The 21,677-nt window shown below is 71.0% G+C and carries 22 protein-coding genes; 14 read left to right on the top strand and 8 right to left on the bottom strand.

What is annotated here, in order from left to right; translation table 11 throughout:
• Positions 1-54 precede the first annotated feature (54 nt).
• The 6 genes from R6Y94_RS22600 (at position 55) to R6Y94_RS22575 (ending at position 8,127) form a co-directional block, all read left to right on the top strand.
• Positions 55-1,785 carry a DUF4331 domain-containing protein gene (locus R6Y94_RS22600; protein WP_318397890.1) on the top strand — a complete coding sequence of 577 codons (1,731 nt, stop codon included), beginning with the start codon at positions 55-57 and terminating at the stop codon, positions 1,783-1,785.
• An 88-nt stretch (positions 1,786-1,873) separates the two neighbouring features.
• Positions 1,874-3,187: a tetratricopeptide repeat protein gene (locus tag R6Y94_RS22595; RefSeq protein WP_318397889.1), complete on the top strand. Its 1,314-nt coding sequence runs from the start codon at positions 1,874-1,876 to the stop codon at positions 3,185-3,187.
• Positions 3,184-4,779: a hypothetical protein gene (locus tag R6Y94_RS22590; RefSeq protein WP_318397888.1), complete on the top strand. Its 1,596-nt coding sequence runs from the start codon at positions 3,184-3,186 to the stop codon at positions 4,777-4,779. Before R6Y94_RS22595 ends, R6Y94_RS22590 begins: the two co-directional genes overlap by 4 nt.
• A gap of 104 nt (positions 4,780-4,883) precedes the next feature.
• Positions 4,884-5,525 (top strand): ECF RNA polymerase sigma factor SigK, encoded by a 642-nt coding sequence (gene sigK / locus R6Y94_RS22585; protein ID WP_318397887.1) that lies wholly within the window; start codon positions 4,884-4,886, stop codon positions 5,523-5,525.
• Positions 5,522-6,262, top strand: coding sequence for an anti-sigma factor (locus R6Y94_RS22580; protein ID WP_318397886.1), 741 nt, complete (start codon positions 5,522-5,524; stop codon positions 6,260-6,262). The genes sigK and R6Y94_RS22580 overlap by 4 nt, the downstream gene beginning before the upstream one ends.
• A gap of 164 nt (positions 6,263-6,426) precedes the next feature.
• On the top strand, positions 6,427-8,127 hold the full coding sequence (locus R6Y94_RS22575) for a CocE/NonD family hydrolase (RefSeq protein WP_318397885.1): 1,701 nt from the start codon (positions 6,427-6,429) through the stop codon (positions 8,125-8,127).
• Positions 8,128-8,210: 83 nt separating this feature from the next.
• On the opposite strand, the gene R6Y94_RS22570 is transcribed toward R6Y94_RS22575, so the two are convergent.
• On the bottom strand, positions 8,211-8,402 hold the full coding sequence (locus tag R6Y94_RS22570) for a DUF397 domain-containing protein (RefSeq protein ID WP_318397991.1): 192 nt from the start codon (positions 8,400-8,402) through the stop codon (positions 8,211-8,213).
• Positions 8,402-9,283 carry a helix-turn-helix transcriptional regulator gene (locus R6Y94_RS22565; RefSeq protein ID WP_318397884.1) on the bottom strand — a complete coding sequence of 294 codons (882 nt, stop codon included), beginning with the start codon at positions 9,281-9,283 and terminating at the stop codon, positions 8,402-8,404. The genes R6Y94_RS22570 and R6Y94_RS22565 overlap by 1 nt, the downstream gene beginning before the upstream one ends.
• A 744-nt stretch (positions 9,284-10,027) precedes the next feature.
• Between R6Y94_RS22565 and R6Y94_RS22560 the strand changes: the two genes are divergently transcribed.
• The 4 genes from R6Y94_RS22560 to R6Y94_RS22545 all read left to right on the top strand — a co-directional run bounded on the left by R6Y94_RS22560 (position 10,028) and on the right by R6Y94_RS22545 (position 13,334).
• Entirely contained in the window at positions 10,028-10,321 is a 294-nt protein-coding gene (locus R6Y94_RS22560) for a hypothetical protein (protein WP_318397883.1), read from the top strand.
• A gap of 139 nt (positions 10,322-10,460) precedes the next feature.
• Positions 10,461-10,868: an NUDIX hydrolase gene (locus R6Y94_RS22555; RefSeq protein ID WP_318397882.1), complete on the top strand. Its 408-nt coding sequence runs from the start codon at positions 10,461-10,463 to the stop codon at positions 10,866-10,868.
• Between the two features lie 195 nt (positions 10,869-11,063).
• Positions 11,064-11,588, top strand: a complete 525-nt coding sequence (locus tag R6Y94_RS22550; RefSeq protein WP_318397881.1) for a DUF6879 family protein — start codon at positions 11,064-11,066, stop codon at positions 11,586-11,588.
• A gap of 162 nt (positions 11,589-11,750) precedes the next feature.
• On the top strand, positions 11,751-13,334 hold the full coding sequence (locus R6Y94_RS22545; protein WP_318397880.1) for a phospholipase D family protein: 1,584 nt from the start codon (positions 11,751-11,753) through the stop codon (positions 13,332-13,334).
• A gap of 78 nt (positions 13,335-13,412) precedes the next feature.
• On the opposite strand, the gene R6Y94_RS22540 is transcribed toward R6Y94_RS22545, so the two are convergent.
• Complete coding sequence (locus R6Y94_RS22540) at positions 13,413-14,705, bottom strand: amidohydrolase (protein ID WP_318397879.1); 1,293 nt, start codon at positions 14,703-14,705, stop codon at positions 13,413-13,415.
• Between the two features lie 162 nt (positions 14,706-14,867).
• On the opposite strand from R6Y94_RS22540, the gene R6Y94_RS22535 reads away from it, so the two are divergent.
• From R6Y94_RS22535 to R6Y94_RS22520, 4 genes are all read left to right on the top strand, one after another.
• The gene (locus R6Y94_RS22535; RefSeq protein ID WP_318397877.1) at positions 14,868-15,062 is read left to right on the top strand and encodes a thiazolylpeptide-type bacteriocin; all 195 of its coding nucleotides are present in this window, start codon (positions 14,868-14,870) and stop codon (positions 15,060-15,062) included.
• 25 nt (positions 15,063-15,087) lie between these two features.
• A complete protein-coding gene (locus R6Y94_RS22530; RefSeq protein WP_318397878.1) occupies positions 15,088-15,264 on the top strand; it encodes a thiazolylpeptide-type bacteriocin in 177 nt (58 codons plus the stop codon).
• Positions 15,265-15,307: 43 nt separating this feature from the next.
• On the top strand, positions 15,308-15,502 hold the full coding sequence (locus R6Y94_RS22525) for a thiazolylpeptide-type bacteriocin (protein ID WP_318397877.1): 195 nt from the start codon (positions 15,308-15,310) through the stop codon (positions 15,500-15,502).
• 79 nt (positions 15,503-15,581) lie between these two features.
• Entirely contained in the window at positions 15,582-15,761 is a 180-nt protein-coding gene (locus R6Y94_RS22520; RefSeq protein WP_318397876.1) for a thiazolylpeptide-type bacteriocin, read from the top strand.
• A 75-nt stretch (positions 15,762-15,836) separates the two neighbouring features.
• On the opposite strand, the gene R6Y94_RS22515 is transcribed toward R6Y94_RS22520, so the two are convergent.
• From R6Y94_RS22515 to R6Y94_RS22495, 5 genes are read right to left on the bottom strand one after another with little or no spacing between them, the layout of a single operon-like run.
• Positions 15,837-17,756 carry a TOMM precursor leader peptide-binding protein gene (locus R6Y94_RS22515; protein ID WP_318397875.1) on the bottom strand — a complete coding sequence of 640 codons (1,920 nt, stop codon included), beginning with the start codon at positions 17,754-17,756 and terminating at the stop codon, positions 15,837-15,839.
• The gene (locus R6Y94_RS22510) at positions 17,753-18,508 is read right to left on the bottom strand and encodes an ABC transporter permease (protein WP_318397874.1); all 756 of its coding nucleotides are present in this window, start codon (positions 18,506-18,508) and stop codon (positions 17,753-17,755) included. The genes R6Y94_RS22515 and R6Y94_RS22510 overlap by 4 nt, the downstream gene beginning before the upstream one ends.
• Positions 18,505-19,428 (bottom strand): ABC transporter ATP-binding protein, encoded by a 924-nt coding sequence (locus tag R6Y94_RS22505; protein WP_318397873.1) that lies wholly within the window; start codon positions 19,426-19,428, stop codon positions 18,505-18,507. Before R6Y94_RS22505 ends, R6Y94_RS22510 begins: the two co-directional genes overlap by 4 nt.
• Positions 19,425-20,612, bottom strand: a complete 1,188-nt coding sequence (locus R6Y94_RS22500; RefSeq protein WP_318397872.1) for a peptidase M50 — start codon at positions 20,610-20,612, stop codon at positions 19,425-19,427. Before R6Y94_RS22500 ends, R6Y94_RS22505 begins: the two co-directional genes overlap by 4 nt.
• A complete protein-coding gene (locus R6Y94_RS22495; RefSeq protein ID WP_318397990.1) occupies positions 20,609-21,676 on the bottom strand; it encodes a lantibiotic dehydratase C-terminal domain-containing protein in 1,068 nt (355 codons plus the stop codon). The genes R6Y94_RS22500 and R6Y94_RS22495 overlap by 4 nt, the downstream gene beginning before the upstream one ends.
• Position 21,677 lies beyond the last annotated feature (1 nt).

Here is a 21,677-nt window from a genome sequence, read left to right as displayed (position 1 = left end):
CCCCCTCCGAATGGCCGGCAGTAGACACCACCGTCCGCACCCCTTGGAGGGAAGATGAGCACCACACCTGGGCCGGTCGCACGGCCGAGGCCCGCGCGTCGGGTGACCACGGCGCTGGCCGCCGCGACCTGCGTCGCACTCGCCGGTGCGGTGGCGGGCCTCGGACCGACCACCGCCGGGGCGTCCAGCCACCGCGAGGCGCCGCTGGTCGCGATGGACCCGGCGATCGACAACACCGACCTGTACGCCTTCGTCAGCCCCGAGCGCCCGGGCTATCTCACGTTCATCGCCAACTGGACACCGTTCGAGGAGCCGAACGGGGGACCGAACTTCTACCCCTTCGCGACGGACGCGGCGTACAACATCAAGGTCGACAACGACGGTGACGCCAAACCGGATGCGGCGTTCCGGTGGACGTTCCAGAACGTCGACCGGCGGGGCGGCTCGACGTTCCTCTACAACAACGGCCCGGTCACCTCGCTCGACGACGAGAACCTGCTGTTCCGGCAGACCTACAAACTGGAGTCGTCGTTCGACGGCGAGCCGTTCAAGACCCGGGTCACCGGCGGGCCGGTCGCACCGTCCCGGGTCGGCAACGCCTCCATGCCGGACTACGCCAAGCTGCGCGGGGACGCCACCACCACGCTGCCCGGCGGTTGGAAGGTCTTCGTCGGCCAGGCCGACGACCCGTTCTTCCTGGACCTGCGGGTCTTCGACCTGCTCTACGGCGGGGACCTCAGCGAGACCGGCCAGGACACCCTGGCCGGCTACAACGTCAACAGCATCGCACTCCAGGTGCCGTTCTCGGACGTGGCGCTGCGCGGCGACCCGAAGCGCAACCCGGTGATCGGTGTCTGGGCGACCACCGACCGGCCCAGGGTGCGGATCTCCGGCAGGGTCGGCGAGGTGCCGCGCGGCGGCGACCGGGTGCAGGTCTCCCGGTTGGGCAACCCGCTGGTCAACGAGGTGGTGGTGCCGGCGAAGCTGAAGGACGCGTTCAACTCGCTGCCGCCGGAGAAGGACGCCACCATCCCCGAGGTGGTGGCCCGGGTGACCAACCCCGAGCTGCCCCGGTTGATCGAGACGATCTACGGCGTACCGGCTCCGGCGACGCCCCGGCAGGACCTCGTGGAGATCTTCCTGACCGGGATCACCACGAGGACACCGGACGGTCCGATCAAGGTCGACCTCAACTCGCAGCTCAACAACCAGGACGTGTCGCCGGGCCGGTTCCGGCCCGCCGAGATGCTCCGGCTCAACCTGTCGACGCCGGTCGCCGCGACGCCGAACCGGCTGGGCGTACTCGGCGGTGACCTGCAGGGCTTCCCGAACGGGCGGCGGCTCAGCGACGACGCCGTGGACATCGCGATCCAGGCCGTCGAGGGGGCGGCGCAGACCGGCAAGCTGGTCGACGCGCTCGCCGCCGGAGACCGGGTGGACGCGAACGACAACCGGTTCGGCGGCTCCTTCCCGTACCTGGCCCTGCCGAACGTCGGCGCGGTCAACAAGGGCGGCGGCTCTGGAGCCGGCGCCGGGGCGGCTCCGGACGGCGGCGACCAGGCCGCCGGATCGCCGCAGCCCGCCGACCCGTCGGTGACCCCGGGCAGCCTCGCCGGGCTGGCCGGCCGGGACGGCGGCGACACCCCCGCGACGATGGTCGCGACCACCGTCGCCTGGGGACTGGCCGGGGTGGCCGCCGCGCTCGGCACGCTGCTGCTGGTCGGCTGGCTGCGCTGGCGCCGCCGTCCCGCGCCGGTCGACTCCGAACCCACCCAACCGCTGTAGCACCCGGCCCTGGGGCATGGCGGGTCGCGTGCCGGCCATGCCCCCGGCCCGGAGACCGAAGGAATCGCGGAGGAGAGGAAGCGGAGAGATGAGGCGGCTACTGCGAATCCGGGTCCGTTCCCTGGTGGTGCTGGGACTGGCCACCGTGCTGCTGCTCGGCGTCGGCGGGGTGCTCGGGCTCCGCGCGCCGGCACCGGCGGCGGTCACCGGCGAGGTCGTACCCCGGGTCGACCGGCTCGCCGTGACGATCGACCGGGCACAGGAGCAGCTCCGCCGGGTCCCCGGCGACCACCGGAGCTGGGCGGCGCTCGGCCTGGCGTACCTGGAGAAGTCCCGGATCACGGCGGACCCGAGCTGGTTCGGCAAGGCCGAGGGGGCACTGCGCCGGTCCCTCGCGGTACGCCCGGACGGCAACGACCCGGCGCTGGCCGGGCTCGGCGCCCTGGCGAACGCCCGGCACGACTTCGCCGGTGCTGCCCGGCACGCCCGGCAGGCGTTGCGGATGAACCCGTACAGCGCGGAGGCGTACGCGGTGCTCGCCGACGCCGAGACCCAGTTGGGCCGGGCCGACGCGGCGACCGAGGCGGTGCAACACCTGCTCGACCTGCGCCCCGGGCTGACCGCGCTGACCCGGGCCGCCTACGACCGGGAGCAGCGCGGCCGGATCTCCGAGGCGACCGCCCTGCTACGGCGGGCCCTCGACACCGCTCTCGATCCGGCCGATGTGGCCTTCTGCCGCTACCAGCTCGGCGAGCTGGCCTGGAACGCCGGCGACCTGGCCGGCGCGGAGCGGGAGTACGCCGCCGGCAGCGCCGCCGACCCCGGCTACCTGCCGCTGCTCCAGGGGCGGGCGAAGGTGGCCGCGGCCCGGGGCCGGCCCGACCAGGCCGTCGCCGGCTACGCCGACCTCACCGCCCGGTCACCGACCCCCGGCTACCTCCTCGAATACGCCGACCTGCTCGACGCCGCCGGCCGGCCCGCCGAGGCCGACGCGCAGCGAGAGCTGGCGCACGCCGCGCACCAGCTCTTCACCGCCAACGGCGGCACCGACGCGCTGACCGGAGCGGCTCTCGCGCTGGCCCGGTCCCGTCCGGCCGAGGCGCTGACCCTGGCCCGCCGGGAGTGGCAGCGGCGGCAGTTCGCTGAGGTCGCCGACCTGCTCGGCTGGGCGCTGCACGCGAACGGGCGGCACGCCGAGGCGCTCGGCTACGCCCGCCGCGCCGAGTCGCTGGGCGCCCGCAACGCCCGGTACGCCTACCACCTCGGAATGATCGAACTCGCCCTGGGGGACCGGGCGGCCGCCCGGCGTGACCTGGGGCGGGCGCTCGACGTCAACCCGCATTTCTCCACACTGGACGCGCCGGCCGCCGCCCGCGCCCTCGCCGGACTGGGGTCAGTATGAGACGGATCGCGCTACTGGTCGTCGTCGGACTCTCGCTGGGACTGGCCGGTGCACTGGCCGTCCCGCCGTGCCCGGCCGGCGCGCACCCGCTGGGCAACTTCTCGGTCAACCAGTCGGCGGCGGTGGAACTCCGCCCCGACCGGGTCGCGGTGGCCGCCGAGGTCGACCTCGCCGAACTGCCGACGTTGCAGGAGTCCGGCACGATCGACTCGGACGGCGACGGCAGCGCGAGCGGGCCGGAACGCGCCGCGCACGCCGCCGCCGGCTGTGCCGGGCTCGCCCGGGACTTCGAGGTCACCGTCGCCGGCCGCCGGCTGGGCTGGACGGTCGGCGACACCGCCTTCGAGTACGCCTCCGGCGCCGCCGGGCTGCCGACCAGCCGGCTTCGGTGCCGGCTGACCGCCGACGCCGTACTCGGTTCGGCGACGACGGTCGAGATCGTCAATCGGTACCGGGTCGACCGGGTGGGTTGGCGCGAGCTGACCGCCGTCGGCTCCGGGGTGCGGATCGTCGAGTCCCCGCTGCCGGTGACGAGTGTGAGCGAGGGGCTGCGGGCGTACCCGGAGGACCTGCTCAGCTCCCCACCGGACGTACGCGCGGCGCGGCTGCGGGTGGAGCCGGACGCCTACGGCGGTGCTGCGGGTCCGGGTGCCGCGACGGTGGACGGCGGCTCGGCGTCCGCCTCGGGCGAGTCGTCGTCGGCCGTCGCCGGCTGGACGGCGGATGCCGAGCGGCGGTTGCGTGACCTGGTCGGCAGCCGGCAGTTGACGCCGCTGGTCGGGACGCTGGCCGTGCTGCTCGCCCTGGTGCTCGGCGCGGCACACGCCGCACTGCCCGGCCACGGCAAGACGGTGATGGCCGCCTACCTCGCCGGCCGGGCCGGGCGGCCGAGGGACGCCGTGGCGGTCGGCGCGACGGTGACGCTGACGCACACCGGCGGGGTGCTGGTGCTCGGCCTGCTGCTGACCACTGTCGCCGGACTGGTCGGCGAGACGGTGCTCGGCTGGCTCGGCGTGGTCAGCGGCGGCCTGATCGCGGTGGTCGGGTCGAGCATGCTGCTCGATCTCGTCCGCCGTCGTCGCGCCCGCTCGGCCGTCGACCACCACCGGAACCACACCCACGCGCACGCCCAGGATCGGGCCAATGCCCACCCGCACGACCACGCCCACGGGCACGACGACACGCACGCCCACGGGCATGACCACTCGCACGGCCACGGGGCGGGGCGGCACCACCACCATCACGGGCCCGGCCGGCTCGGCATCCTGGGGCTCGGCGTCTCCGGTGGACTGGTACCCAGCCCGTCCGCCCTGGTGATCCTGCTCGGCGCGATCGGTCTCGGGCGTACCGGATTCGGGGTGTTGCTCGTGATCGGTTACGGCGTGGGCATGGCCGCCGCGCTGACCGCCGCGGGCCTGCTGGTGGTCCGGCTGCGCGAGCGGTGGGACCAGCGGCGGCGGCCCGACCGGTTGACCCGGCGGTGGCGCCGGCTCGCGGCGCTCGCCTCCGCCGCACCGCTCGGTACGGCCGGACTGGTGCTCGTCGTCGGGCTGGTCCTCGCCGGCCGTGCCCTGGGCAGCGTCGCCGTCTAGCGACGACGCCCGGATACCGGCAGATCCGTGGATACCGATCCGGCGGATCGTCGTGTCGAATACGACTCGTGGTCCGGGTGGACCACCCAAGGAAGGCTGGTGCCATGACGGATCCCAGCGGCGCGCGGCGCCGGCCCGACCACCTCACCCCGGTACCCTCGCCCCGGCCCGCGCCGGACGCGGGCCGGGCCGAGGCGGACGGGCTGCTGCGGGCGGTGGCCCTCGGCGACGAGGCGGCGTTCGGCCGGCTCTACGACCTGGTGGCCCCCCGGGTGTACGGGCTGGTCCGCCGGGTGCTGCGGGACCCGGCGCAGGCCGAGGAGGTCACCCAGGAGGTGCTGGTCGAGGTGTGGCGCAGAGCGACCCGGTTCGACCCGGCGCGCGGCTCGGCGACGAGCTGGATCTGCACCATCGCGCACCGCCGGGCGGTCGACCGGGTCCGGGCCGAGCAGGCCAGTGCCGAACGTCAGGTCAGGGTCGCCACGAGCCCGGCCGAGACGCCGCACGACGAGGTGCCGGACCAGGCCGCCCGCCGGCTGGAGCAGCAGCAGGTACGCCGCTGCCTCGGTGACCTGACCGAGCTGCAACGCGAGGCGATCACCCTCGCCTACTACGCCGGGCACACCTATCGTGAGGTCGCGGAGCTGCTCGGCGCGGCGCTGCCGACGGTGAAGACCCGGATGCGGGACGGGCTGATCCGATTGCGGGACTGTCTCGGCGTACTCGGGGTGGAGGCGACGAGGTGAGCGACATCCACACGCTGGTCGGCGCGTACGTGCTGGACGCCGTCGACGACCTCGAACGAGCAGCCTTCGACCGGCACCTGGCCGACTGTCCGTCCTGCGCGACCGAGGTCGGCGAGCTGCTGGAGACCGCCGCCCGGCTGGCCGACGGTGCATGGTCGGTGCCGCCGCCACGGCTGAGGGCCGAGGTGCTGGCCCAGGTGTCCCGGACCCGTCAGGAGCGACCGGGGCCCCGGCCTGGCCGGGACGGCCGGAGTGCGCTGTCCCGGTGGCGTACGGTCACCGCCGCTGCCGTAGCCGCCGCCGTACTGGCGGTGGCCGCCGGGGTGACCAGCTACCTGGTGCAGCAGCAGCGGGTACGCGACGAGCGGGCGGCCACCGTCGCCGCCCGGACCGAGCTGGACCGGATGCAGGAGATCCTCGACCAGCCGGACCTGGTGGTCCGGCGCAACGGGCTGACCGGCGGGGGACGGCTGACCGTCCTCAGTTCCCCGGCCCGGGACGCCGGGGTGGTGCTGCTGGCCGACGCACCCCCGGTCCCGGCCGGCCGGGCGTACCAGTTGTGGCTGATGGAGGGGACGACGCCACGACCGGCCGGGGTGCTGACCGCCGGGGCCGGCGACGACAGCGCCGTGCTGACCGGACTGTCGGGGATGAGCGGGGTCGCGGTGACCGTCGAACCGGCCGCCGGCTCGGCCCGGCCCACCACGGCGGTGCTGACCAGCGTGTCGCTGGGCTGACCACCCCGCCGATCCGGACCGTCGCTCCGGCGCCGCGTCCCGGGACGGATGTCGTCCGCATCACGAACGTCACATCGACTTTCGTCAGATCGCTCTAGGTCGATATCGTGGCGCCACGTGTCCGGTACGGGGGAGGGACCATGCGCTATCGCGTTGGCACAGCCATGTCCAGATCGTTCGCCGCCGCCCTGGTGGCCGGGATGATGACGGCGGGAGGTGCGCTGGTCGGCACGGTGCCGGCCACGGCCGCGCCGCCCGGCCGGGTGATCGAGAACGGTGCCACCCAGCCGGTCTTCGCCAGGGACGCGGCGATCCAGGAGACCGTCTACGTCAACTCCCAAATGGACAGTGACGGCGACGGCTCCACCGACCGGATCGCCGTGCAGGTGATCCGCCCCGAGGAGACCGAGACCGGGCTCCAGGTCGCGACGGTGATGCACGCCAGCCCGTACTTCGGGGACGGCACCGCGCCGCGCGGCAACCTGATCGTCCCGGCACACTTCACCGCCTGGTACGACGACTACTTCGTGCCGCGCGGCTACGCCGTCGTCGAGGTCGACATGCAGGGCACCGCCGGATCGGACGGCTGCGCCAGCATCGGCGGTCCGGAGGACGTCCGCAGCGCGAGCGCCGCGATCGACTGGCTGGGCGGCCGCGCCACCGCAAGCTACTCCGACGGTACGCCCGCGGTCGCCGACTGGAGCACCGGGTCGGTCGGCATGATCGGTGTCTCGTACGCCGGCACCCTGCCGATCGGGGTCGCCGAGACCGGCATCGACGGGCTGGAGACGATCGTCCCGATCGCCAGCATCTCCGCCTGGTACGACTACGCCCGCGCCCAGGGCATCGCGTACGGCGGCTTCGGCAGCCGCTACCCCGAGTCCCTGGCCCGGTACGTCTCCTCGCCGGCACACGACGCCGAGTGCGCCGCCCGGTACACGGCGCTCGGCGACTCGGCGGACGACGCGACCGCCGACATGAACGCCTTCTGGCAGCAGCGTGACTACCGGGACGGGGCCGCCTCGGTGGACGCCTCGGTCTTCCTGGTGCACGGCCAGCAGGACAACAACACCAAGACCACCCAGTTCGGCCGGTACTGGGACGCCATCGCCGCCCAGGGCGTGCCGCGCAAGCTGTGGCTGCACGACGGGGCGCACATTGACCCGTTCGGCAGCGACCTGACGGGGCGGGACACAGTGGGCCGCTGGATGGACCACTGGCTGTACGACATCGCCAACGGGATCATGGACGAGCCGCAGGCCACCATCAAGCGGCCGGGCGGCACGACGAACACCTACCCGAGCTGGCCCGGGTCGGTCACCTCGACCAACTTCTACCTCGGCGGGCCGGGCAGTGGCGCCGCCGGCACCCTGCTGACCGCGCCCGGTCCGGCGGTCAACCAGTCGTTCACCGACAGCCGGGGCCAGTTCGAGTTCGCGATGACCAGCCAGCCGGAGACCGCCAAGCCGAACCGGTTGGTCTACCTCGCCCCGGCGCTGACCACCGCCCGTCGGCTGGCCGGGGCCGGCACGGCGGAGGTCCGGTTCAGCGCCACCTCGACCAGTACGCCGTTGACCGCCCTGCTGGTGCACTACACCGACGGGGTGCCGACCCGGGTGGTGAGCCGGGGCGCGATCGACGCCAAGAACCACAGCTCGCTGACGACCGGTACGCCGCTGACCCCGGGGACCGCCTACACGGTGACGATCCGGCTGGAGCCGAAGGACTACATCTTCCCGGTCGGCAGCCGGATCGGGTTGGTGCTGGTCGCCAACCACGGTGAATACCTGACCACCGACATGTCGGCCGCCGGGGTCACCGTGCAGCTCTCGCCGAGCCGGCTCACCCTGCCGCTGACGAGCTGACGAGTTCGCTGAACTCGGCGGCGGTGCGAAGCCCTCGGTCCCGTCAGGGCGGGACCGAGGGCTTGCCGTCGTTGTGGGCTGCCCTAGCGGCCCAGGTGCCCCGGCTTGGCGACGAAGGCTCGCCACGCTGCCGGAGCAAAGATCAGGGCTGCCCCTTCCCTGTCCTTGCTGTCCCGAACAGCCACGACACCCGGGAGGTTGTCCGCAACCTCCACGCAGTTACCGCTAGCAGTGCTGCGGCTGCTCTTGCGCCAATGTGCGGCGCCAAGATCGATCATGACTCGTACTCCTCAGCAACGGAAGTAATCAGACCATAAGATTGTCTCTCATCTAGTGCTAACTCATTTACGCCAGCCCAAATCCCCTCATATGTGGCGACTTCTGCGGGTTTGTCTAGGTAGAGAGCGCCAGTCGGAGCCTCGCTGTAAACGGTCGAAGGGTCGGGGTGGGCTCCGCGTGCCTCGAAATCGAGGATAGCGAACGCGCCGGCACCGGCCGCTTTATGTAGCCCGGCGCTGAAGGGCAACACGCGGACAGCTACGTTCGGCAACTCCTGAGAAACGGCGATTAGATGACGCAACTGTCCCGCCGTCGTCCGCAGATTACGCGTCGGCCGACGTAACACCGCTTCGTTTAGAATCACCTGCAATTTCGGTGGAGGGGGTAGACGGCGGCTTAGTAGGTGCTGTCGCTCCAGCTTGATGGCAACACGCTTCTCCTTGTCTTCCTCGGGCATGCCAGAGTCGGAGACCTGGATGACCTCGTGCATGTACGCCTCCGTCTGAAGCAAGCCCGGAACTAGCTCAGCCTCGTAGTTGCGTATCCGCTCAGCCGCAGCCTCAAGTCCGACGTACAGCTCAAAGAATGGCGGGATTGCGTCACCGTAAGCGTGCCACCACCCTTTAGCCTTCGTCTCGCGCGCAAGGGACATGAGTTCTTCGGTGAGTTCGGAATCTATCCGGTACAGCTCACTCATGTTCCGGACATCTATTGCCCGCAGGGACGTAGCGCCATTCTCGATTCGCCACAACTTCTGTACCGACCACTCAAGCTCCCTTGCCGCAGCCTCCCTCGTGATCCCCGCATCCTCCCGTGCCTTACGTAGGTACCGGCCCAACTGGCGACGGGGGACCGTCGACCCCTGCTCACTCGTCATGATCGGTTTCCTTCCGTATCGGCCCTGCCTGACGGCACTTCTGCAATGGCTGGCACCGCCGTTTTGAAACGTTTACCAGCGGCGGCGCCGAAAATCAAGATATTCAGGCGTTTTTTCTGTGTGGAACATTGCATCTTGGCCGCTGTCGATCCAGTATGGCTCTCAACCGCCGGCCTCACGGCTGGCCCCTTCTGACCTACGACGAAGGGAAAGCATGCTGAATCGTCGAAGCATCGGGGGCAGTCCAAAACACGATCTCGTCACGTCCGGACGGCGTTGGCTACGGCGGGAGCGTTGCAGATGCGGGGGTAGCTGGCCCTGCCAGCAGCTCCGACACCTACGGCGGCAAGCTGCCGTGTCCAGTGGCCGCTCCAAGCCGTCCCGCTGGCCTTGGGTAGGTCCGGCGGTCTGGTTCGCCGGAGTACTCGGCTATCTGACAACGCCTGCCGCGGTGCTTAGTGGACTCGGCATGAAAGGAATAGGGATGCGGCAGCCGGTCGCGCCTGGGAAACTTGTGTTCGCTCCGGAGGGACGCCACTATCAGCCGTACGACGCCACCCCTCGAATACTGGGGGATCTGCGGATACGGGTCACGGTTGTTCCGCAAGGGCCCCGAGGTCGCAGCGATTATCTACTGTTGCGCGGCTACGTCATCGATACCGATGGGATCGAGGCGGTACAAGAGTCTTGGCACTACGTAAGTCCGACGCATTGTCTCATCTCGTCCGTACCAGGGGAGCACTCATGATCCCCGCACAGCGGCAGCCGCTGCTTCTGCTGCCCGGCGACGAGATACGTCTGAACGGTTCCGACTACATCAATGGTCCACCGGACACGGTGACTCTGTTCCGGATCAAGCGGGTCTCCCCGGAAGCCTCGCTGACAGCCCTTGAGTGGATACAGGTGATCGCTGCCGAGGTGACAGCCGGAGGCGCTGAGCTTGCGTACCGGGCACTGACGGTTCGGGCGACAGCTCTACGCCAGGCAACCGCCGAGCGTGCGGCCGGCCGTTCGGTAGGCGGCCCGTCCCGGGCGTGAGCGCTGCTGCCCCCACAGAAGCGACCCTCGGGACGGGTCCAGTACAGGGAAAGGACCCCTAGTTCGCGGCTAGGGGCCCCTTCCCTGCATTGCCAGCCGATGATCTTGCCCTTGACCAACGGGCATTGAGGGAGCCATTGTGAACGAGCGGGATGACCGAGCGCTGATCGCTGCTGCCGTCATCGTGGACAACGGCCACGTCCTATTGGTCAGACGACGTGTGAACGAAGATCAGATGTCGTGGCAGTTCCCGGCCTGTGAGATCGAACCAGGGGAGTCCGCCGAGGCTGCCGCAGTCCGGGAGGCCGTCGAAGAGACCGGCCTCATGGTGCGCTCGGTGCAGCGCCTCGGCGAGCGCATCCATCCCGCGACGGGACGCAGGATGGTGTACGTGGTGTGCCGGGTGCTCAAGGGGACGGCATACGTCGCGGACGAGGTGGAGCTTGCCGAGGTTGCCTGGTGTAATCGGACGAAGCTCGTGAAGTACGTACCGTATCCGTTCTACGGTCCGGTCCAGGGCTATTTCGACCTGCACCTGGACGATTAGAGCAAGTGCGCGGCGCCCGTCCTACCGTGAGGTCATCGCCTACCGGAAGGCGTTCGGTGCCTGGTCGGGACTGCACGAACTGGAAGGTGCCAGGCGTGGAGACGAGTGTGGTGGTGCTCGACCCGGAAGCGCTGTCGCAGATGGATATCCCGGGGCACGAGACGTGCGTTGAGGTCGGCAAGGTTGCAGATAGGGATGGGGATGCGGCTACTCAGAGGTGAGGCGTTCGACAATCTGCTCCGCACCTTCGACCGGACCGCGTTCCACCTGGAGGTGCAGGACACCTACCACACCTCGGAGGAGAGCGAACCGCTCCGGCTGTTTCTGGAAGGCAAGCCGGACGATTTCGCCTGGCATCAGCCCTGGTTGAGTCTCGTGGCTGAGACCACGGCTGCGGGTCGAAGAGTCACGCGTGCCCGGGTAGTGACCGTGCCGCACGTCGATTACGTGCGCTGGGGCCTGACGGTTGCGAAGCTGAACATCGCCGCTGGCGAGGACATCCGCTGGCTGCCCCGCCACCAGGCCGGCGGCATCGACCTACCGTTTGATGACTATTGGCTGTTCGACGACAGCCGCGTCGTCTTCACCATCTTCGAGCCCAGCGGCCAATTCGCCGGGGGCGCGGAGACCACCGACCCGTACATCGTGGAGCGCTGCCGTACCGTGCACCGACAGGTGTGGCAGCGGGCCGTCCCGCACGCCGCCTACGTCACCAACTGAGTAGCTCTTGTCCGCGACCGCTCACCAGGCACGTGAGTCGCTGGGGCATCAGCTCCGGGACATCAGGCTGCGAGGGCACCGGGCTGGCTGAGTGGGTCGTACGGGATGCAGAGCGGCGGCGCCCGTCCTACCGTGAGGGGATCGCCTAGCGGAAGGTGTCCCGTGCCTGTTCAGGACTGGTTTCTCACCGAGGCGGAGCGGGACAACCCCGACTCCGCCCTACCCGCCTGGACCGAGGGCAACCTGGCCGAGCCGTTGATCCACGGCGTAACCTACTTCGACCGGCTCGCCACCGAGGTCGAAGCCCTCGAAGAGGGCGACCACGTCTTCTTCACCGACTGGCGGGGCGACCCGGACGAGCGGCTGCGCGACGACGGCCCCACCATCGGCGGGCTGCTCTCCGCCGCCGCCCGGCGCGGTGTGGTCGTCAAGGGCCTGATCTGGCGCTCCCACCTCGACCGGTTCACCTACAGCGAGGAGGAGAACCGGCACCTCGGCGAGGCGGTCGAGGCGGCCGGTGGCGAGGTACTGCTTGACCAGCGGGTCCGGCGCGGCGGCTCGCACCACCAGAAGCTGGTCGTACTCCGGCATCCGGCCGAGCCGGAGCGGGACGTCGCGTACGCCGGCGGCATCGACCTGTGCCACAGCCGGCGCGACGACGCCGACCATGGCGGCGACCCGCAGGCGGTGCGGATGGCCAGGGCCTACGGCGACCGCCCGCCCTGGCACGACGTGCAGCTCGCGCTGCGCGGCCCGGTCGTCGGCGCGCTCGACCTGACCTTCCGGGAGCGCTGGACCGACCCGGCGTCGCTGGACCAGCACGGGCCGGTCAGCACCGTACGCGACAAGCTCGACGGCGCGGACCTGCACGCCGACCGGCTGCCGCCGCAGCCGCCCGACCCGCCGCCCTGTGGATCGCACCGGATCCAGGTGCTCCGCACCTATCCGGCGATGCGCCCGGCCTACCGCTTCGCCAGGTCCGGCGAGCAGAGCGTCGCCCGCGGCTACACCAAGGCGATCAAGCGGGCCCGTCGGCTGGTCTACCTGGAGGACCAGTATCTCTGGTCCCGGGAGGTGGCGAAACTCTTCGCCGACGCACTCCGCGACAATCCCGACCTGCACCTGGTCGCCGTCGTGCCCCGGCATCCGGACGTGGACGGCCGGCTCGCGCTGCCACCCAACCAGGTCGGCCGGGAGCAGGCCATCGCGCTCTGCCGGGAGGCCGCCGCCGACCGGGTGCACGTGTACGACGTGGAGAACCACGCCGGCATCCCCGTCTACGTGCACGCGAAGGTCTGTGTGGTGGACGACGTCTGGTGCAGCGTGGGCAGTGACAACTTCAACCGGCGCTCCTGGACCCACGACAGCGAACTCTCCTGCGCCATCCTCGACGACACCCACGACGAGCGGGAGCCCCGCGATCCGGCCCGCCTCGGCGACGGGGCCCGCCGCTTCGCCCGTGAGTTGCGACTGGCCCTGCTCCGCGAGCACCTGGACCGCACCTCCGGCGACGACGCCGATCTCCTCGATCCGGATTCGGCGGTCGACGCCATCGACGCCGCCGCCAACGCGCTGCGGGACTGGCACGCGGGCGGCCGGCAGGGTCCCCGGCCGCCGGGACGGCTGGTCCCGCACGAGACGAGCCGGTTGCCGTGGTACCAGCGGCTCTGGGCCGTCCCGGCGTACCGGCTGGTCTACGACCCGGACGGGCGAGCCTGGCGGGACCGCCGCACCGGCACCTGGTAGACCGGAGCGGGGAGACGGGGCACGTGGTGGGGCAGAGCGTGAGCCGGCGACCGATGGGTTTCCGGCACGGCGGCCGCCTCAACCGGGGAAAGTGAGTCGTTCCTCGTCCGGGTCCGCACCGAGCCAGCAGAGTGCGGCACTCACCAGCGCCTGGATGCCGGTCGGCAGCGCGAGCGCGGCGTGCGGGGCGAACCGCGGCGAGTGGTTGCCCGGGATATGTGCCAGCTTGGCAGCCGCGTCACCGGCGGCGGCACGCCACTGAGCTGGGCTGATCGTGCCCAGCATCCAGTACCCGGTGGCCACGCCGTCCGCGCCGAACACGGGAAAGTCCTCGGCGGCGAGCGACGGCGGCCATCCGCCGACCCGGACGGCGCCGAACGCGTCCGCGTGGGCCGCCCGTACCCGGGCGGTGACCCGCGGATCGGGCCGGTTGACCGGGGCCTGTGCGACCACGGCGATGCGGGGATCGCCGGGTGTGCCGGCGGCGGTGCAGGCAGCCCGGACTATCCGTTCGACCGCCTCCCGCATCTGGCTCAGCGTCGCGGCCGAGTACGCGCGCATCGTGACGCCGATTGTCGCGCTGTCCGCTATCACGTTGGCGCGGCTGCCGGCCGAGAACTGTCCGACGGTGAGCACCGCCGGTTCGGACGGGTCGATCCGCTGGGAGCGGATCGTCTGCAACTGCGTCACGATGGAGGCGGCGGTGACCACGGGGTCGACGCAGAGGTGGGGCATGGCCGGGTGTCCGCCGCGGCCGTCGATGGTGATTTCCAGGGTCACCGAACCTGCCGTCATCAGCTCGCCGTGTGCCACCATCCCGGCAGGCAGTGGCGCGGAGTGCTGCGCCAGCGCGACGTCGGGGCGGCCCCAGCGGTGGTAGAGACCGTCGTCCATCATGGCCGCCGCGCCGAGCAGGGTCTCTTCGGCGGGCTGGCCGACCGTGAGCAGCGTACCCCGCCAGCGCTCCCGGTCGGCGGAGAGCACGGCGGCGGCGCCGGCGAGCGAGGCCAGGTGCAGGTCGTGCCCGCAGGCGTGCATCACCGGGACCTCGGCACCGTCGGCGGTCCGGGTGACGACGTCGCTGGCATAGGACAGCCCGGTTTCCTCGGCAACGGGTAACGCGTCCAGCTCGGCGCGTAGCAATACGGTCGGGCCGGCGCCGTTGGTGAGCCTGCCCACCACCCCGTGCCCACCCACCCCGGTGGTGACGTCGAAGCCGGATGCGCCCAGCCTGGCCGCGAAAGCCTCGGCGGTCTGTGCCTCCGCTCCGGACAGTTCGGGGTTGGCGTGCAGGTGTCGGTACAAACCCAGCGCCTCACGCAGGATGTCGCCCTGAACCGCACCGGTCGGCACCAGCGCCCGGATGGCCATGCGCCAAGTCTTCGTCACCGCGCTCACAGGTCACTGTCATCGTCGGTCGGCGCCCTGCCAGCGCGCTGTGGCCGATCGGTGAGCGTCACCCGGTGGACTGTGATGGCAAAGCCAGGCCCTCGTCCGGAGAGCCCGGCCCCGATACAGCACAAAGGAGTCCCCATGAACGCTCAGAACGAACTCGACCTTCTCGCGGAGGAGATCCTCGCGTTGGAGACGGAGACCTTCGCGATCTCCGACTACGCCGACGTCACCGAGGCGGTCCTCGCCTCGACCTCCTGCTCCGCCACCACCTCGTGCTGCAGCAGCACCACGTCGTGCACGAGCTCCAACTCGTCCAGCTCCTGCTGCGGCTGACCAGCCGACCAACCCTGGAGAGCCCGTGAACGCGCAGCACGACCTCGACCTTCTCGCGGAGGAGATCCTCGCGTTGGAGACGGAGACCTTCGCGATCTCCGACTACGCCGATGTCACCGAGGCGGTCCTCGCCTCGACTTCCTGCTCCAGCACCACCTCGACCACCAGCGCCACCACGTCGTCCACCAGCTGCAGCGCCTGAGCCCTCGCTCCGGCTGACCCGCCGACCAACCCTAGGAGTCCCCATGAACGCGCAGAACGAACTCGACCTTCTCGCGGAGGAGATCCTCGCCCTGGAGACGGAGACCTTCGCGATCTCCGACTACGCCGACGTCACCGAGGCGGTCCTCGCCTCGACCTCCTGCTCCGCCACCACCTCGTGCTGCAGCAGCACCACGTCGTGCACGAGCTCCAACTCGTCCAGCTCCTGCTGCGGCTGACCAGCCGATCAGCAATGGACCCGGTGGTGGCCGGCGCGGTCGAACGCGGCGGCCACCACCGCCATACCGAGGAGTGCCCATGAACGAGCAGACCGACCTCGACCTCCTGGCCGAGGAGATCCTCGCCCTGGAGACGGAGACCTTCGCGATCGCCGACTACACCGACGTCACCGAGGCCGTTCTTGCGTCGACGTCGTGCGCCACCACGTCGAGCTGCAGCTGCACGAGCTCCACCTCGTGCGCGGCGACAAGCGCCTGACCGTCGAAAACGGTTGACGGCGGTGGCCGGCAGGCGCATCAGAGCTTGGCGGCCACCGCCGTGACGAACGCGACGTTACGGGAACGGATGGGGGACCAGCCGCGGCCCGTCGACCGCACCGCCCCGCTCGCGCAGTCTCCGCTCCAGCCGGGGCATCGTGAGGGCCCGTTGGCGACGCCAGCCGAAATCTATCGGCAGCAGGCCGGGCACGATCGTGCAGACGGTACGCAGCCCCATCCCGAGCTGCTCCGGGGTGGTCTGGTCGACGACGATCACCTCGTAGCCCTTGCCGTGCAGCTCGTCCAGTACCCCCTGTAGATCCTGGCGCAGGTCGGGATCGGGCGGCCGGGGCGTACCGTACACCGCAGCCATCGACTCGAGTGGGCGGTCGGCGAGATAGTCCTCCGCGTGTTCGCGCATCGCCGGCAGGCCGAACAGGTCGGCGTGGTCGTGCACGGTCTGGACCAGCGAGTAGTCCTCGGCCATGGCGTCGAGCTGGTGTCGCCGTCGCAGGGTCGTTCGGCGCTTGAGCGGGATGTAGGTCAGCGTTTCGGAGAGCGCGGCGGCGACGGCGCGTTCCGGCGCCAGGTGCGCCGCCGCGGCGAACGACAACAGCCCCGGGCCACCGTCGCGGCGCGCCGCCACCGTGGTGACCACGGGCACGGTCAGGTCGATGCGATTGTCGAAGGCGAGCACGTCGTAGCCCGCGAGCCGGGCGCGGTCGACCATCGTGCGCACCGCGGCGCTGTCGCAGGAGTCCAGGTCGATGCGACGCAACCGCTCCCGGCCGTACCAACCGAGCACGAAGGCGTCCCGTTCGATGAGCTCCAGCAGCCCGTACAGGATCGCCTCCTCGAGGCAGCCGCCGGTGGCACAGCCGCTGGACGAGGAGAGGACGAAGTTGTCCCCGTCCGCCCCTGACATGTAGAAGCAGAACCGCCGCGGCACCAGGATCGGTTCGCCGCTGCGCATCCGGTGTCCCCATACCCAGGGGATCGGTCTGGAGGGTTCGAACCGCCGCACCATGTGGTCGGCGTCGTAGGTCTCGTCGGTGTACACGCCGCAGGAGGTCGGATCGAGTGCCCGGTCGGCGACCTCGGTGTACGCGGCGACCAGCGGTGGGCCCGGGCGGCGCCGGTGGGTGCCGGCGTAGCGTTCCACCCCTTCGAGGTAGGCCAGGCGCAGGCTGTCGGCGAAGCTGTTGGCGTGCCCGCTCCAGGCGATGTCCATCAGGCCCGCGTAGCCACGGTTGAAGACGCCGCCGGTCACCGCGGCGGTCGTCGGCAGTGCGGGGTTCATCAGCGCGCCCGCCCCGATGGCGCCGGACACCGGGTTTGCCAGCGCGCCGACCGGCAGGGGGTAGTCGTGCACGCCGCGCACACGGTACCGGTCCGGCTGGGGTTTCGGGCGCGATCGCGGCGTCTCGAACGGCGTCGCGCCGTCCGGTGCGGCATCGGCACAGCTCGGGCAGAGCGGCTCGCGCAGCAGCGGCACCGTGTACGAGCGCAGACCGCCCAGCTCCACCGAGGTGACCCGGGACAGCGTGGCACTGTCCGGGTCGAGATAGGCGCCGGCTGCGGGCGGCGAGTCGACGAGCGCGCAGAACACGCTCCACACCGCGTCCACAATGTACTCGGGCAGCTCCGGCCAGACGCCGGTGGCGTTGAGCCCGAGGCCGATCTCCAGCGCCTCGCGTTCGGTGCGGCCACGCAGCCGCTGCCACCGCACGCCAAGGCAGTGTCCACAAGGCTTCGAGTGACCGGGAGCACCGCCCCACGGTCCGAGTAGCACCGCGCCGCCGGTCAGGTGGACGTTGGCGGCGCGACGTACCGGGTCGGGGGCGATCGTGACGTCAACGGCACCGAGTGTGACCACCGCGGGCGGCTCGCCGCCGGGCACCCGGCGCGCCGACCATCGGGCGTCGAGGTCGCGCTGGAGCTGGACCGCGCCGGCGGCGAGCGGGGCCTCCGGCGCGGTCTGGAGTGCAGGCGTCATTCCTCGTTGCCCCACTTGAACAGGCGCAGGCCGACCGCGGTGAAGACGGCGCCGAACCCGAGCAGCGCCAGGCAGGCGACCCAGTACGCCCGTGCCTCACCGGCGCCCGCGAGCGAGTAGACCAGGGCATCGTCGACGTAGCGCAACGGCATCGCGTACGAGACGCTCTGCAGCCAACCCGGCATGAGCTCGACCGGGATGAACGCGCCGGACAGGAACGCCATGGGTATGACGACGCAGTTGGTGACGGCTCCCACCGCCTCCGGAGTGTTCGCCGCCGAACCGATGATCAGCCCGAGCGCCAGGAAGGTGGCGATGGTCAGCAGCATGATGGGCAGCGCGAGCGGCCAGGGCCCGGCCACCGTCATGTTGAACGGTGGAAGCATCGCGACCGCGATGAACAGTACGCACTGGGCGATCCCGACGAAGACGGCGACGACGAGGCGGGCGAGCACCACGCTGGAGGCCCGGGAGGGCGTGAGTCGGATCAGCCGCAGCAGGTCGTCCCGGCGCCACTGCACGAGCATGAAGGCGATCCCGAACACCGCCGCGTTGCCCAACCCCCAGGACAGCACGCCCGGCGCGATGAAGTCGATGTATTGGTTGCCAGTCTCCTCCACCTCCTGGCCCTGGAAGATCAGGCCGAAGATGACGAGGAAGATCAGCGGAAAGGCGAAGGTGAAGAAGACCGTCGCCGTGTCCCGGCTGCTCGCCTTGATGGTGGCCCGGGTCAGTGCCACGAAGGCGGTCATGACTGTGCTCCGATCAGTTCCAGGTAGACGTCTTCCAGGGTGGCCGACTTGGTCTGAACACCCGCCAGGTCGGTGGTGGCGCCGAGCGCGGCAAGGACCTGGGGGAGCTGCTGGGTGTGCAGGATGAGCGTGCCGCTCTCCTCCGTCACCGAGTCGACACCGTCGACCTTGAGGGCCTGCTCCGGCGCGAGCCGGCCGACCGGCAGCAGCAGTTGACTGCCCGCGGCGGCCCGGCTGATGAGTTGACGCGGCGCGTCCAGCGCCACTATCCGACCGCGGTGCAGGATGGCGACCCGGTCGCAGAGCGCCTCCGCCTCGTCGAGGTGGTGGGTGGTGTACACGATGGTCTTTCCAGCCCCTTTGAGCTGGCGCAGCATGGCCCACAGGTCCCGACGGGCCTGCGGGTCCAGCGCGCCGGTCGGTTCGTCCAGAAAGATCACCTGGGGCTGGTGCACCAGGGCAGAGGCGATGGCGAGCCGTTGCCGCTGGCCGCCGGAGACGTTGGACACCCGCACATCGGCCGAATCGGTCAGCCCGACCTGGTCCAGCGCCCGCTGCGCGGCCTGCCGGTCCAGGCCGTAGAGCGCCGCGACCGTCTCCAGGTGCTCGCGCGCGCTCAGTCGCGGGAAGAACGCCGACTGCTGCGTCTGCACCCCGATCAGCGGCAGCAGTGCCAGGTTGCGCGGCGCCGGGCGGTGGCCGAGCACCGTGACGGTGCCGGCATCCGGCACCCGCAGTCCCTCGATGATTTCGATCAGCGTGGTCTTTCCCGCGCCGTTCGGGCCGAGCAACCCGATGAACTCGCCGCGCGGCACGGTCAGGGTCACGTCGTCGACGGCGCGCACCTCACCGTAGGACTTGCTCAGCCGCGTGACCGCCACGGCCGGTTCTGCATTCGTCTCCATCGCCTTGCCTCTCACTGGGTTCGTTGGTGGTGCGGGGTTGGCTGGGCTGGTACGGCCCGCACGGGGCGACGCGGCCGCGCGACGAGCCACAGGGTGATGGTCAGGACGACGGCCGCTGCCGACCCGGCGTACGCGGCGTGACCGAGGTACGGCCGCAACAGGTCACCGGCGCCGTACGCGATGGCCGTGCCGGCGCCGGCGATCGTGGCGTGCCACGCCATGCCGTACAGGCCGAGCACCAACCGGGCCCGCCTCGGGTAGCGCGGACCGCGCCGGGTCAGCCAGTACCGGGGCCGCGACCAGAGGTACCAGCGGCTCTCCTCGGCGAGCGCGACCATGCCGACCTGGTGACTGAGCATCTTGTACCCGTCCAGCGGCGGTACCGGAACGAAGTTGACGAGGCTCTGCACCGCGCCGGCGACGACCATCGCCGCCGCGAACCGGTGCCCGGCCGAGCCGTCCGCTGTCACCAGCCAGGCGAACGCGAAGGGGACGACGAGGAGGCTGTTCGCCACGCCACCCGCGGCCGCGATGACGACCTGCTGCGCGCGTGCGGGCAGGTACTGGTACTCCTCCACCCGGCAGCTGAAGGCCAGCAGGTTGAGCCGGACGACCCGGCAGCCGAAATGGGTCGCCGCGACGCCGTGCGCCAGCTCGTGCAGCATCGCGCTGAGGTAGCAGACCGCGACGATCCCGGCCACGTGGCGCCAGTCGCCGAACGCCGGCGCGGCGGCCCGCCACAGTCCGGGAGCCGCCGCCGCGAGCGAGCCGTACATGGCCAGCAACCCGACACCGAGGACGACGCCGGACGGGGCCGAGAAGACCCACGCGAACGCGGCGGCGAGCCGGCCCAGCGTGCGCGGTGGCGCGACCGCGCGCCCCTCCGGCGCCCCGGGCGGCCGCAGCAGGTCACGCTGGTGCAGCAGCCACAGCAGCTGCGACCACTGCGCCGGGCCCAGCCGGCGGCCGAACCGGGCCGCGTACTCCTCGCCGATCTCGGCCAGCGACCGCTGCCCGTCCAACCGGCTCAGCAGGAACCGCTCCTTGGCCGCGACCTCGAACGCCTTGCCGCCACGGACCTTCACCAGATAGATCCGGTCCGGCCCGCGGCCCAGCTCCCGGGAGAACAGCAGGTCCGACCGCACCCGCGGCCGGTTGGCGAGGAGCGTCGCCCCGTCGCTCAGTACGCTGTCGGTCATCTGGCCGCCAACGAGTCACGCACCGCCCTGCCCAGCAGGTACGCCAGGTAGGCCTCGTCCCGGAGTGTGACGTACAGCCGGTTGTTCGTCATGTGCAGGTACGGCGAGAGCAACCGCGGCAGGGCCACGCGCGGGTCGGTGACCGTGACGGCGGGAGTGCCCTCCGGGAAGGCAAACGTCAGCTGCCCCGACTCGGCCAGCCGCCGCGCCCGCTCCCGCAGCTGCGCGGCGTGCTCGGCCCAGCCACGCAGGAACGCCGGCAACCGGTGCTGCTCGCCGCGGTCCAGCGCACCGAGGATGGGCTGGAACCGCCGGTCCAGGTCCGGCGCCAGCCGCTCGTACATGGTCGCGTAGTCGATGCCGTTGACGAAGTCGGTGCCGGCGAAGGCCCGGTGCCAGAAGTCGTGGTAGGTGTCCAGGAACTCGGCCAGCTCGGCGCGGTCGGGCAGGAACGTGCCGGCCGTCACCAGCATCAGCTGCGCCGCGGTGCCCAGGGTCACCGGCCGCAGGTGGAGGTTCATCGTCCGGACCGCGTCGATCAGCACGTCGCTGGAGTACTCGAAATGCCATTCGGCGAGGGCGATACCGGCCGGGCCGCCGTACTTGCCGTACTCCGGCTCGTAGGGGCGGTAGCTGAAGGAGTTGTTCGGCTGCATCCGCACGTTGCCGTCCGGGCCGACCAGCTCGGCCGGCTTGCCCTGGGGGAACTCCAGGTCGAACAGGAGGTTGTAGAGCTCCGCGCGGTAGCCGGCGTCCAGCTCGTACAGCGCCGGTCGTTCGGTCAGGAACCGTTGGATGGCCGCATCGGCCGCGGCCCGTACGGCGGGCTCGTCGGCGGCGGTGCGGAGCTTGAGCCGCAGCCGGACGTGCGGGCCTTCGAGCCAGTAGTTGATGAAGAAGTAGCGGGCCAGCAGGTTCTGCGCGCGCAACTCGTCGACCAGCGGCCGGATGCATTCGGTCAGCATCGGCCGGGCGCTGCCGCCGTAGAAGATGTGGATGGCCAGCCACCGCCCGGGCTCGGCGGCGAGGGCCTCTCCGGCCGCCGCCGGCTCCGTCTCAGGCATC

It is taken from the genome of Plantactinospora sp. KLBMP9567 (assembly GCF_033446045.1).
In the GTDB taxonomy this organism is placed as follows: Bacteria; Actinomycetota; Actinomycetes; order Mycobacteriales; family Micromonosporaceae; genus Plantactinospora.
This window is presented reverse-complemented; position numbering and strand designations above follow the sequence as displayed.